This is a genomic window from Streptomyces sp. NPDC054866, from assembly GCF_053610745.1.
In genome coordinates this window covers 1,073,563-1,086,548 of sequence record NZ_JBSGZA010000001.1, presented here as the reverse complement: position 1 = coordinate 1,086,548, position 12,986 = coordinate 1,073,563, and the positions used below count along the sequence as shown (strand labels likewise).

Here is a 12,986-nt window from a genome sequence, read left to right as displayed (position 1 = left end):
ACCGAACTTCACGACCGGGCGCACACCGCTTGCCACGCGCGGCCGCCGGGATCCGCGTCGCCGCCGGGATCCGATTCTCCGCCGACGTCTGCGCACGCCCGCCCTCATCAACCCCACCCTCGTCAACCCCGCCCCCTGAAACCCCTCCCCCTGACGGCACCCCTGTCTCCTCCCCTTCCTCCACCCCTGCCTGGATCATGCCACGGGGCACTGACAGCGGCCGCCCCGTTTCAGCTCGTCGGCGGGAGCCCCAACTCCGGGTAGGCGTCGAGGAGTCGGGTGGGGGCGGCCTGGCGCCAGGAGTCGGCGAGGATGTCGCTCAGTTCATCCTTGTCGAGCGCCGACAGACGCGCGCGCACCCAGGCGAACATCGCCTCGTGGTCGGCGATCCAGAACTTGTCAGGCTCCGCGAGGACCAACTCGTCGCGCTCCTCCTTCGGGCACCGCACGGCGATGGACGTCTCGTCCTCGGGGAGCGTGGCGAACATCTTTCCTGCCACCCGGAAGGTGGGCATGCTCCAGGCGATCTTCTCCGTCGTATCCGGCAGGGCCAGTGCGATACGCCGGACGTCGTCACCCGTGACCTGGGCTTTGGCATGAGCTCGAGACATGCCCCGAACGGTAGCCAACGCCACTGACAGCGGCCCCCGGACGCCGTTCACGACACGGCGACACGGCAAAACGGCGGGCCCGCCACACTGGAGGTAGGGGCCCGCCGCGTCACGGCGAAGAGGAGGGGTCAGGAGGGGTCAGGAGGAGTCAGGTCGCGAGGGCCCAAGCCTTCTGGTAGCCCGGCATGCCGTCCGCCTTGCTTCGATCCTCGCACTGCTCACAGACGGTGTGCCGCGCACAAGCCCGCGGTTGTGCGGGCCCGCCCTGAGCACCGCGTGCGGTCAACCAGACCGCGATGTAGGCAGGACCGGCCGTAATCACAGCTACGGCGATCTCGGTGAAGGCCATCGGTCTCATCCAGGCTCACTCTCGTGTCCGTATCACCATAGGGGCGCGGGGTGTTGGCGGTAAGCAGCTTGCCACCATCAGCTCGGCGCGTTTCACAGCACCCGCTTGTCCAGCCAGTTCCGCAGGTCCTCCTGGACCTCGTCCCTGTTGGTCTCGTTGAGGATCTCGTGCCGCGCCCCCTCGTAGCCCCTCAAGGTGAGATCGTCCATGCCCAGATACCGGTAGTCCTCCACGAGTTCATGGACCAGCGTCATGCCCTGGTTGCAGGGGTCCTCGGTGCCGACGGCGATGTGGACGGGCAGGTCGGCCGGGACACGGGCCAGGTTCCGCGGGTCGTTCATCTTGCGCACGGCACGCACCCAGTCCAAGCAGAGGCCGGCCGAGAAGGGAAAGCCGCAGCGCTCGTCGGCGACGTACGCGTCGACCTCGGCCTCGTCACGGGAGAGCCATTCGAAACCGGTGCGGTGCGGGTACGGGTCGTTGAAGGCCGCGAAGAGTTCGGGGAGGTACGACGAGAGTGCCTCGCGGCCGTCCTCGGCGATCTCGCGCTCCAGACGGGCGATCGACTCGTCGATCCCGACCCCGGGCAGGGAGCGGAAGGTGCCGGAGAGGATCAGGCCCGCGAGTCCGTCCGGGTACTCCTGCGCGTAGTCCCTCGCCAGGTGCGAGCCCATGCTGTGGCCGAGCAGGAAGAGCGGGGTCCCGGGATGCAAGGTGCGCACCTGGTCACCGATCGCCTTGAGGTCGTCGACGATGGCGCGCCAGCTGTCGGAGACTTCCGCGTCGGACGGTGCGGCGGAAGACGGCGCGTCGGAAGCAGACGCCTCGGAAGCAGACGCGTCGGCGGACGAATCCGTCACCCCGTACCCACCCGTCGCCTGCGCCGTCGCGCCATGCCCCCGGTGGTCGGAGGCGATCACCCCGTAGCCGTGCGCCATCAGATGGCGCGCGAACCGGTCGTAGCGCAAGGCGTGTTCACCCGCGCCGTGCGCGATCTGCACGAAGGCGCGCGGCCTGCCGCCGTCGGGCAGCCAGGTGTACGTGGCGACGGGGACGCCGTCCATCGCGTTCACGAGTCCGGCGGTGTACGCGGCGGGGGCGGGCGTCGAGGTTTGGTCAGGCATTGCGGAAGGCTCCCCTGTACGAGATCTGGAACGGGTTCTGGCTGCCGACTTCTGCAGAGCTGGGTTCCCTGGGTCGGCCTCTGCAGAAGCTGGGCTGCAGAGCTGGGTTCCCTGCCCCTGAAACCCTCCCCCGCACACGCGCCCTCATACCAGTGCCTCTCCGTGACCCCCTTCTCACGCCAGGCCCTTCCGACCCATTGACCCCCCATCAGAGGGGAACCTACGCTGAACAACGCGCAGGAGAAAGCGCTTTCTAGCCTCCGCCTCTCCAGGCCCAGGTCAAGGACCCCGCGCACCGCACCCCGCGCAACTCGCACTCACCGCACACCCGGCTACCGGCAGCCGTCCACCCGCCCAGCCCAGGGAGCGCCATGAGTTCCACGAGTCCCACCGCGCCCAGACGCGGCCCCGTCCGGCCGAGACCGGGCCCCACCACGCCGAGCCCCTGGCTCGCGATCATCGCCCTGCTGGCCCTGGTCATCGGCCTCGGCCTCACCGCGACGCCCCCCGCGCAAGCGGAGCCCAAGCCCGCGGCGGCCCCCTTCCGCGTCCTGGTCTTCTCCAAGGTCACGAACTTCCCCCACGACTCGATCCCCGCGGGTGTCGAGGCCATCAAGAAGCTCGGCGCCGAGAACGGTTTCGAGGTGGAGGCCACGGATGACGCCGCCGCCTTCACCGACGCCAATCTCGCCCGCTTCCAGGCCATCGTCTTCAACAACACCAACTCAACGCCCGAGAAGGGCGACCTGCTCGACGCCGACCAGCGCGCGGCCTTCCAGAAGTACGTCCGTGGGGGCGGCGGCTGGGTCGGCCTGCACGCGGCTTCGGCCAGCGAGCGGGACTGGTCCTGGTACGAGGGTCTGGTCGGCGCGATCTTCGACAAGCACCCCGAGGTGCAGACCGGGCGGATCAAGGTGCTCGACCACGCGCACCCCTCCACCAAGGGGCTCCCGGAGCTCTGGGAGCGCACGGAGGAGTGGTACAACTGGCGCGCCAATCCGACGGGGAAGGTGCACACGCTCGCGCAGGTGAAGGTGCGCGACGGCGTCACCGGGCTCGACGAGGGCGTCGACCAGCCGTGGTCCTGGTGCCAGAACTACGACGGCGGCCGCTCCTGGTACACGGCGGGCGGGCACGCCAAGTCGGCCTTCCAGGAAGAGGGCTTCCTGAAGCACCTGCTCGGTGGCATCGAGTGGGCCGCCGGCAACAAGCCCGGCGACTGCACCGCCACCAAGACCGGGGCCTTCCAGCGGACGCCGCTCGCCACCAACGACCTGGCCGACCCCTTCGAGCTGGCCGTCGCGCCCGACCGCCGGGTGTTCTTCATCCAGCGCACCGGGAAGCTGAAGATCATCGACCAGGAGACGCTGAAGGTCTCCACGGCGCTCGACTTCGACTACACCCCCGAGATGACGAGCCAGTCGGACGGGCTCCTCGGTCTCGCGCTCGACCCGAAGTTCCAGGACAACCACTGGGTCTATCTCCTGAACTCCGACAAGAACGAGAAACGCATCAATCTCTCCCGATTCACCGAAGCGGGCGGAAAGGTCGATCCGGCCACGGAGAAACGGATCCTGACCATTCCCACCTTCCGTGGCGAAGGCCGGGCGAACTCGCACATGGCGGGCTCGATCGCCTTCGACAAGAAGGGCGACCTGTATATCGCGACAGGTGACAACACCGATCCGTTCGCGTCGGACGGATTCAGCCCGATCGACGAGCGCGAGGGCCGCCGCGCCTGGGACGCGCAGGGCACCTCCGGCAATACGAACGACCTGCGCGGCAAGGTCCTGCGCGTCACGCCGAAGGACGACGGAACGTATTCCGTGCCCGAGGGGAACCTCTTCGCGCCTGGGACGGACAAGACCCGCTCCGAGATCTACGCGATGGGCATGCGCAACCCCTTCCGCATCACCACGGACCCGCTGAGCGGCGCCCTGCTGATGGCGGACTACGGGCCCGACGCGAAGGGCGCCGTCGCCGACCGCGGCCCCGAGGGGACCGTCGAGTACAACCGCATCACCAAGGCGGGCAATTACGGCTGGCCCTACTGCATCGGCAAGAACACCCCCTTCAACGACTACGACTTCGCGACGAAGAAGTCGGGCGCGACATTCGACTGCGCGAAGATCGTGAACGATTCGCCGAACAACACGGGCCTGCGCGAGCTGCCACCGGCACAGCCCGCGGACGTCTGGTACGCCTACTCCGCCTCCGAGCAGTTCCCCGAACTCGGCACGGGTGGCGGCGGCCCGATGAGCGGTCCCGTCTACGACTACGACGCGTCCAACACGTACAAGACGAAGTTCCCCGAGCACTTCGAGGGGAAGTGGTTCAACTACGAGCTGACGCGGAAGTGGTTCAAGGTCTTCTCGATGCAGGAGAAGGACCAGACGTTCACCGATCCGCGTTTCGAGCCCGCGAAGGCGGGCGATCTGAACTCGATCAACTCCATTTTCCCGGACATGAAATGGAACCAGCCCTTCGACGCCGACTTCGGTCCTGACGGGGCGATGTACGTCATCGACTTCGGGCTCGGCAGCGGCACCGGCCGCGGCGGCAGCAACGAAGGCGCGGGCATCTACCGCATCGACTACGTGGCGGACGGACGGCTGCCCGACGCCCGCGTCAAGGCCACTCCGGACAACGGCGGCACCCCTCTGAAGGTCAAGTTCTCCAGCGAGGGTTCGGGGCTTCCCGGCGGCAAGCCCGTCACGTACGCGTGGGACTTCGACGGCAACGGCACGACCGATTCGACCGAGGCCAACCCGACGCACACGTACACCAAAAAGGGGCTGTTCAGCGCGCGGCTGAAGGTCACGGGCCCGGACGAGCTGAGCGCTCTGGCCGTGCAGGAGGTCACCGTCGGGAACACCCGCCCCGTGGTGACCATCCAACAACCGCCGGGCGGCGGGACGTTCAGCTTCGGCGACACGATTCCGTTCAAGATCAAGGTGACGGACAAGGAGGACGGGTCGATCGACTGCAAACGGGTCGTCGTCCAGTCCCAGCTCGGACACGACACCCATCTGCACCCGCTGGACAACTACACGGGCTGTGCGGGCGAGATCATGACGGATGCCGGGGACAGTCATGGCCCAGGCCAGAATCTCTACTACGGGATCACGGCCCAGTACGAGGACAAGGGCGCGTCCGGCGTGCCCGCCCTGACGGGTTCCTCCTCGCTGACCCTGCGGACCTCCTTCCGCGAGGGCGAGCACCGCACCGCGACCGGCGGCGCGCACGAAGGGGCGGTCATCGGTGACCGCGCCGACGCGTCCGGCGGCAAGCGCCTCATCGAGATCGAGGACGGTGACTGGGTCTCCTTCGACCCCGTGCACCTCAAGGGCGTCGACTCCGTGACCGTGGGCGCGGCTTCGGGCGGGCTCGGCGGTGACATCGAGTTCCGCGCCGGGTCCCCCACGGGCAAGCTGCTCGGCAAGGTGAGCGTGCCGAACACGGCCGGCTGGGGCAACTTCGTCTCGCCGACCACCGAACTGGCCGACCACGAGGGCACGACGAAGCTGTACGCCGTCTTCACCAACCCCGAATGGACGCCCGAGAAGGCCGACCTCCTCACGCTCGACTGGCTGCACTTCAACGGCCCCGGAGTCGAGAAGAAGACCGGCGCGAAAGTGACGGTCAAGGCGGCCCCGGCCGACGGCACCGCGCCTCTCGCCGTCAAGCTCACCAGCACGGTGAAGCTCCCTGAGGGCCGCACCGCGGCCTCGTACCACTGGGACTTCGGCGACAACGCCAAGCCCTCCGGCACGGAGACCGGCAGCGCCGAGCACACGTACGCGCGCAAGGGCTCGTACACGGCGCATCTGACCGTCACCGACGACAAGGGCGACACGACGACCGGCGCTGTCCGGATCACGGCGAAGTGAGGGAGCGGCCATGACACCCATGACACCCAGGGCACCCAAGAAGAGAGCCGGTCTGAACGGGACCAGCCTCAGTGGGACCAGACGCGCCTTTCTCGGTACGTCGATGGGGCTGGCGGCAGCACTCGGTACCGCACTGCCCGCCCGCGCGGGTGACGCGTCACGGTGCCGGCAGATCCCGCGCGGCGGCATCGGCATGCACCTCTACACGATGCGCAATGCCCTCGCGCAGGACTTCGCGGGCACGCTGGAGAGGCTCGCCGACATCGGCTACGCGACGGTGGGCGTGAGCGGCCGGCACGGGAACAGCGCGGCCGGCATCAGGCGGATGCTCGACGCCGTGGAGCTGCAGGCGGTCCTCGAACACGTGTCGTACGACATCCTCAAGGGCAGCGGTCTCCCGCAGGCGCTGGAGGATCTGCACACCCTCGGCGCGAAGTGGCCGGTGGTGCCGAGTCTGCCCGGCGCGCTGCACACGCCGGACGGATTCCGGGAAGCGGCGCAGCAGTTCAACCGCATCGGGCAGGCGTCGCGCGACGCGGGCCTCGGCCCGGTGCTCTTCCACAACCACGGCACGGACCATGTGGTGGTGGACGGCGCGAGCCTGTACGACATCCTCCTCACCGAGACCGACCCGCATCTGGTCGGCTTCGAACTGGACGTCTACTGGGCGGCGAAGGGCGGCGCCGATCCGGCGACGTACTTCGTGCGGCATCGCAAGCGGTTCCCCGCGCTCCACGTGAAGGACATGGCTCCGGACGGCGGCTTCGCCGACGTCGGCTCGGGGACACTGGACTTCGCCGCGATGTTCGCCCACGCGCGCGTGGGCGGCGTCAAGCAGTGGCTGGTGGAGCACGACAGCCCTGCCGATCCGTTCGCCACGGCCCGCAACAGTTACGCGTATCTGGCGGCGCTGCGGTACTGATGTGCCGGATCCGGCTGGGGTGCGCCCGAAGCGACGAGCTTCTTAAAGAAGGACCGACCTACCTACCTTCTTAAAGAAGAGGGTCGTCGGGTGGAGCGCCCCGGCCGGATCGGTCGCGTAGTCCGGAATGACCCCGGCCGCCGTCCAACCCCCGGACCGGTAGAGGGACTCGGCGGGGCTGCCGGTCTCCGTGTCCAGGATCAGGAGGGTCACACCCGCGTCGGCCGCCGCCTGTTCCGCCGCGGTCAGGAGGGTGCGGGCGAGGCCCCGGCCGCGCGCGGAGCTGTGGACCATGAGCTTGAGGATCTCGGCGCGGTGCCTGCCGTTGGGCTTGTCCACGAAGCCGACGCTGACGGTCCCGATGACCTGCTCGGCATCGCGCGCGGCCCAGACGGCGAGCCGCCCGTCCGCCACCGCCGGGGCCAGGCCACGCCACCAGTCGGCGGCGGTCGCCCGGTCGAGGGGCGCGAGGAAGCCGAGGGACGATCCGCCGTCCACGACGTCGGCGAGCAGGGCGGCCAAGTCGTCTGCGGCTGCGATGAGTTGTTCCGTGGAGAGGCGCGTCGGCGTTCCGTCAGCCCTCATCGCGAGACCACCACCAGGGCATACCGCACGGCCCGCTCCCCCACGCACCGGAACCGTGTCGGCCCCCACAGCCGGAAGCGCAGACAGTCCCCCGCCTCCAGGGCATGCGTATCGCCCTGGACCGTGACCTCCAGCATCCCGTCGAGCACCCAGATGTGCTGCTCCAGGCCGGGCACGGGCGGCCGGTCGTACGCCACATCCGCGCCTGGTTCCAGGCGGCCCTCGACGAGTTCGCCGCGCAGTCCGGCGTGCGGCGGCGACACCGAACGCCGTACGAAGCCGGACGCGCCATCGGTCCACACGCTCTGCTCGGCGGCGCGCACCAGTTGCGCGGGCTCGGCCTCCACCTCGCTCAGGAGCTGCGACATGGTGCTTTCGTAGACGGCGCAGAGCCGGTTCAGGAGGGATGCGGTGGGGCTGATCTCCGCGCGTTCGGCCCGCGACAGGGTGGAGCGGCTCACGCCGCTGCGGTCCGCCAACTCGCCCAGGGACCAGCCGCGTTCAGCGCGCAGCTCGGCGAGGCGGACGGCGAGCCGGTCGTCGACTCCGTCATGTTCCATATTCGGCACGCTATCCCAGATATGAAACGCCCGGCAATCGTCGGCCGCTGTGGCTCACACCTCACTCGTGCGCGGACGCCTCACTCGTGCGCCGGCGCCTCACTCGTGCACAGATACCGCCCCCAGCAGCTCGCGGATGCGCCCGGTGCCCTCGCGGAACTCGGCTGTCGCCAGCGTCGTCGCGTACGAACGCTCGGCGGGGAGGCCTACGTCGATGATCTCTTCCACCGTGCCCGGGCGGGGGCTCATCACGACGACGCGGTCCGCCAGGTAGACGGCCTCCGGGATCGAGTGGGTCACCAGGAGCACGGTGGTCCCGGTCTCGCGCCAGATCCGGTTCAGCTCGACGTTCATCTGCTCGCGCGTGAGCGCGTCGAGTGCCCCGAAGGGCTCGTCCATGAGCAGCACCGGAGGCTCGTGCAGCAGCGCCCGGCAGAGCGCGACACGCTGCTGCATGCCGCCGGACAGCTCGTGCGGATAGGCGTCCTCGAAGCCGTCGAGGCCGGTCATGCGGATCAGCTCGTCGGCACGCGCGCGTGCCTCGGCTCCGGGGATTCCCCGCATCTCCGCCTGGAGGAGGATGTTGCGGCGTGCCGTGCGCCAGTCGAGGAGCGCGGCCCGCTGGAAGACGTAGCCGATGTCGCGGCGTGGCCCGCGCACCTGCTCGCCGTTGAGGAGTACACCGCCCGACGAGGGCGCGAGGAGCCCCGCGACCAGCTTCAGGAGGGTGGACTTGCCGCAGCCCGAAGGCCCGACGATCGCCACGAACTCGCCCGCGCCGACGTTCAGCGAGACGTCGCGCAACGCGGTGACGTCCTTCTTCTTCGTACGGAAGCGGACGGCGACGTCATCGAGGCGTACAGCGGTCGGCCGCGCATCGCGCGGTGCCTTCCCCGGTGCCTCCCCTGCCGGCTCCCCCGCAGTCGCGCGTGGCTCGTCACTCATCTTGAGAGTCGCATCCTTCGCCATTCCCCTGCCGCCCCTCAGCCCTTGATCCCCTGTCAGCCCTTGATCCCCTTGGCCGCGTCCCAGTACTCGGCGACGGGCTTGGCCTTCTTGACCATGCCCGCCTCCGCGAAGACGTCGATGGTCTGCTGCCAGTCCGCCTCGGTGTTGGCGCCCGGCGCCTTCCCCTTCGTGGCGTCGGTGTGCAGCAGCGTCAGCGTCGTCTTGAACTGCTCGGACAGCACGTCCTTGGGGGGCAGTTGCTCGGAGGCGCCCTCCATGGAGGCGACCGCGGGCTCCGGGCTCTTCTCGGCGGCCGCCCATGACTCGCTCACGGCGGCGGTCATGCGCTTGGCCAGATCACCCCTGCCCTGAAGGGTCTTGGGCCCGGCGATGAGGCCGTTGGAGTAGAAGTTGAGTCCGTTCTCGGAGAAGCGCAGATACGAGACGTCCTTCTTGGCCTTGTTCTGCATGGTGGGGCCCTGGTCGCTCGCGTACCCGAGCAGCGCGTCCGTCTTTCCGGAGATCACCGCGGCGATCTTGCCCGCCGGGTCGGTGTTCTGGACCTTGACGTCGGAGAGTTCCATGTCGTTCTTCGCCAGGAAGATCGGGAAGGTCTTGGTGAGCGCGTCGCCCGCCGTGCCCGCGATCGTCTTGCCCTTGAGGTCGGCGGGCGACTTGATTCCCTGGGCGTCGAAGAACTGCACGGAGGCGGGCGTCGTCTGCAGGAAAACGCCCAGGCTCTTCACCTTCACGCCCTGGTCGACGCCCGCGAGCACCGCCGGGGTGTCCGCCCAGCCGAAGTCGGTCTGCCCGGCGCCGGTGGCCTGAACCGTCTTCTGCGATCCCTGGCCCGCCCTGATGTCCAGGTCGATGCCGTGCTTCTCGAAGATCTTCTGCTTCTCGCCGTAGTAGAACGGCGCGTGCTCGCCGTACGGATACCAGTTGAGCGTCAGCGTCACCTTGTCGAGCTTCTTGCCGGAGTCGCTGGTGGTCGTCTTGTCGTCATCGCCGCCGCAGGCCGTCGCGGTCACCGCGACGAGGGCCAGGGGGGCGAGGCCGGTGAGCAGTCTGCGCGGGTGCATGGGACGGCCCTTCTCGCGTACGACGGACATGGCTGGGGGACTGGGGGGGCGGAGGTCAGTTCAGTACGTCGTGGTGGCGGCCACGTCCCTGCGGCTGGCGTGCCACGGCAGGAGCAGCTTCTCGGCGATCTCTACGAGCACGAAGAGGACGACGCCGATCAGCGACATGACGAGGAGTCCCGCGAAGAGCATCGGGGTGTCGAGGTTTCCGTTGGCCTGGAGGATCACATAGCCGAGGCCTTCGTTCGCGCCGACGAACTCGCCCACGACGGCGCCGGTCACGGCGAGCGTGACGGCCACCTTCAGGCCGGAGAATAGGTGCGGCAGCGATGCCGGGAAGCGGATCTTCAGGAAGGTCTGCCAGGGCCGCGCGCCCATGGTGGCGGAGAGCTGGAGCATCTCCGGGTCGACGGCTTTCAGTCCCGTCACCATCGAGATGACGACGGGGAAGAAGGCGATGAGCACGGCGATGAGGATCTTCGGGGCGATCCCGAAGCCGAGCCAGACGACGAAGAGTGGGGCGATCGCGATCTTCGGCACGACCTGGGCGAAGAGGAGGATCGGGTAGAGCGTCTTCTCGACGGTCGTCGAGTAGACCATGAGGACCGCGGAGAGAATGCCGACGCCCACGGCGATGACGAATCCGAGCAGGGTCTCGTACGTGGTCACCCAGCTGTGCTGCCAGAGATAGTCCGGCTTGTCGAGGATCACGTCGAGGGTCGCGCCGGGTGAGGGTACGAGATACGCCTCGACCATCTCGGTGGCGGCGATCAGCCACCAGGCGCCGAAGCAGACGAGCAGCAGGAGGAGCGGCCGCCAGCTCTTCTCGGCCGCCTCGGCGGTACGTTGTCGCAGGGTCGGGCGGCTGCGGTCGGCAACGCCTGCCGTTTTCACGGGAGTTGCCTGCAGTGCGCTCTGACTCACGGTGAACTCCCCTGGCGGTCAGCGAACTTCGGAGGCAGTTGCGGAGCTTCGATGATGCGGAGGGTGATGCGAGACGACGCGGAAACCGCTTTCAGAAAGCGCTTTCTGATAAGGTGTCCGCCACGCTAATGACTGGCTGACCGCAGGGTCAATAGGTCGGCTCGAAGTTTCGCGACGCGAGACGAGGGGGGCGCGGTGCGGGCGCTAGGGCGCGAGCAGGAGCCTGGGTCGGGGCGGCCCCGTGAGCAGCAATCGGCGCCCGGGGGTGGACGCGAGGGAGGGCCCCTGGCCGGGCGGGGCACCGAGGAGGATGCCGGAGCCGGGAGGCCCCGCGAGGAACTGACCGGAGCAGGGCAGGGGCGGGAGGAAGGGCCCGGAGCAGGGCGGGCCAGCGATCGGCAATCGGCACTCGGGCGCGGACGTGAGGAACACCCCGGGACCGGGCGCAGGTCCGAGGAGCAGGCCGCACCCGGGTGTAAGTCCGAGGAACAGAGCTCACCCGCGCGAGCGCCCGGAGAGTCGGCCCCACTCAAACGAAGGCCCCCGCAGTCCCCCGGAGACGGGCGCGGGCGGGGACGAGTCGTGGGGCGGGGGCGGGAGGGTGGGTTGCATGTCACTCTGCATGCCGTGGCCCGTACCGCCGGGGTCTCGCCGGCCACCGCGTCGCGCGCCCTGAACGGCACCACGCGCGTCCGCGAGGAACTGCGGCGCCGGGTGTTAGAAGCGGCGGACCGGCTCGGTTACATCCCCAACGCCCATGCGCAGGCGCTCGCCAGCTCATCGAACAACACCGTCGGCGTCATCTGTCACGACGTCGGCGACCCCTACTTCGCGGCGATCGCCAGCGGGGTCATGGCGGCGGCCGCCGAGCAGGACCTGCTCGTCATGCTGGCCAGCACCTTCCGCGCCCCGGCACGGGAGATCGCGTACGTCTCGATGCTGCGGGCGCAGCGGGCCCGCGCGATCCTGCTCATCGGCTCAGGCTTCCAGGACCCCGCCTGGGAACGGTCGTTGGAGTCCGAGCTCGCTCCCTACATACGTGACGGAGGCCGCGTCGCCGTGGTCAGCCGGCACCGCAGCCTCCGCGTGGACACAGTGCAGCCCGAGAACCGCGCGGGGGCGGGCGCACTGGCGCGGGCGCTACTGACCCTGGGCCACCGGGAGTTCGCCGTCCTCACCGGCCCCGAACGGCTCACCACGGTCGCGGACCGCCTGGCCGGGTTCCGCGCGGCGCTGACCGACGCGGGGGTCGCCCTTCCCCCCGAGCGGATCGTGGAAGGTGCCTTCACCCGTGACGGAGGCCATGCGGCGGCGGTCGAACTGCTGCGGCGGGGGCAGAGGCCTACGTGCGTCTTCGCGGTGACGGACGTGATGGCCGTGGGGGCGCTTGGCGCGCTGCGGGAGCGGGGGCTCCGCGTACCGGACGACGTGTCGCTCGCGGGCTTCGACGACATCCCCCTGGTCGGGGAACTCACGCCGCCGCTGACCACCGTGGCGCTGCCGCTGACGCGGATGGGCCGGGACGTACTCGCCCTGGCCCTTCGTGAACGGGGCGCGAGGTCGCGGGTGGTGCGGGTACGGGGGGAGGTCGTACTGCGGGCCAGCACCGTCTCCCCTGGGTAACGCGCGGCGCCGTCGTCGCCCCCGTCGCCGTCGCCGTCGCCGTCGCCGTCGATGAACCGATACGGCTGCTCGACGACCCCGTCACCAAACAACCCGTCCGACTACCGGGCGGCCCCGTCACCGAACAACCCGTACGGCCACCCGGCGGCCCCATCACCAAACAACCCGTACAGCCACCCGGCGGCACCCTCGCCGAACAACCCATACGCCTGCCCGGCAGCGCCCTCGCCGAACAACCCGTACTACTGCCCGCCGACGCCGTCTCCGAGCAACCCATACGCCTGCCGGGCGCCTCCCCGCCGCCGAGGCTGACCGGCCCCAGTCACGCCTCCCCCTTCACCAACACCCCTTATTCGTAACCCAGTTAC

10 protein-coding genes are annotated in these 12,986 nt (G+C 69.3%); 3 read left to right on the top strand and 7 right to left on the bottom strand.

The features are described from left to right. Positions 1 to 230: 230 nt before the first annotated feature. Positions 231 to 611, bottom strand: coding sequence for an MmcQ/YjbR family DNA-binding protein (locus ACWGI2_RS04600; protein ID WP_453394653.1), 381 nt, complete (start codon positions 609 to 611; stop codon positions 231 to 233). A gap of 441 nt (positions 612 to 1,052) precedes the next feature. Continuing rightward, positions 1,053 to 2,084, bottom strand: a complete 1,032-nt coding sequence (locus tag ACWGI2_RS04595) for an alpha/beta fold hydrolase (RefSeq protein WP_453693823.1) — start codon at positions 2,082 to 2,084, stop codon at positions 1,053 to 1,055. Between the two features lie 371 nt (positions 2,085 to 2,455). Here ACWGI2_RS04595 and ACWGI2_RS04590 point away from each other — a divergent pair, with 371 nt between their 5' ends. Together ACWGI2_RS04590 and ACWGI2_RS04585 are read left to right on the top strand one after the other, a co-directional pair. Beyond that, a complete protein-coding gene (locus ACWGI2_RS04590; protein WP_453693821.1) occupies positions 2,456 to 5,974 on the top strand; it encodes a ThuA domain-containing protein in 3,519 nt (1,172 codons plus the stop codon). Between the two features lie 103 nt (positions 5,975 to 6,077). After that, on the top strand, positions 6,078 to 6,896 hold the full coding sequence (locus tag ACWGI2_RS04585) for a sugar phosphate isomerase/epimerase family protein (RefSeq protein ID WP_453694658.1): 819 nt from the start codon (positions 6,078 to 6,080) through the stop codon (positions 6,894 to 6,896). 42 nt (positions 6,897 to 6,938) lie between these two features. Here the strand turns inward: ACWGI2_RS04585 and ACWGI2_RS04580 are convergent, their stop codons facing one another. From ACWGI2_RS04580 to ACWGI2_RS04560, 5 genes are all read right to left on the bottom strand, one after another. Continuing rightward, entirely contained in the window at positions 6,939 to 7,481 is a 543-nt protein-coding gene (locus ACWGI2_RS04580; RefSeq protein ID WP_453693819.1) for an N-acetyltransferase family protein, read from the bottom strand. Further along, positions 7,478 to 8,041, bottom strand: a complete 564-nt coding sequence (locus ACWGI2_RS04575) for a helix-turn-helix domain-containing protein (protein WP_453693817.1) — start codon at positions 8,039 to 8,041, stop codon at positions 7,478 to 7,480. Before ACWGI2_RS04575 ends, ACWGI2_RS04580 begins: the two co-directional genes overlap by 4 nt. A 99-nt stretch (positions 8,042 to 8,140) precedes the next feature. Then, positions 8,141 to 8,986, bottom strand: coding sequence for an ABC transporter ATP-binding protein (locus ACWGI2_RS04570; protein ID WP_453693815.1), 846 nt, complete (start codon positions 8,984 to 8,986; stop codon positions 8,141 to 8,143). A gap of 56 nt (positions 8,987 to 9,042) precedes the next feature. Further along, positions 9,043 to 10,071, bottom strand: coding sequence for an ABC transporter substrate-binding protein (locus tag ACWGI2_RS04565; protein WP_453694657.1), 1,029 nt, complete (start codon positions 10,069 to 10,071; stop codon positions 9,043 to 9,045). 60 nt (positions 10,072 to 10,131) lie between these two features. Then, positions 10,132 to 10,995, bottom strand: coding sequence for an ABC transporter permease (locus ACWGI2_RS04560; protein ID WP_453394646.1), 864 nt, complete (start codon positions 10,993 to 10,995; stop codon positions 10,132 to 10,134). A gap of 627 nt (positions 10,996 to 11,622) precedes the next feature. On the opposite strand from ACWGI2_RS04560, the gene ACWGI2_RS04555 reads away from it, so the two are divergent. After that, entirely contained in the window at positions 11,623 to 12,618 is a 996-nt protein-coding gene (locus ACWGI2_RS04555; RefSeq protein ID WP_453693813.1) for a LacI family DNA-binding transcriptional regulator, read from the top strand. The last annotated feature ends 368 nt before the right edge of the window (positions 12,619 to 12,986 follow it).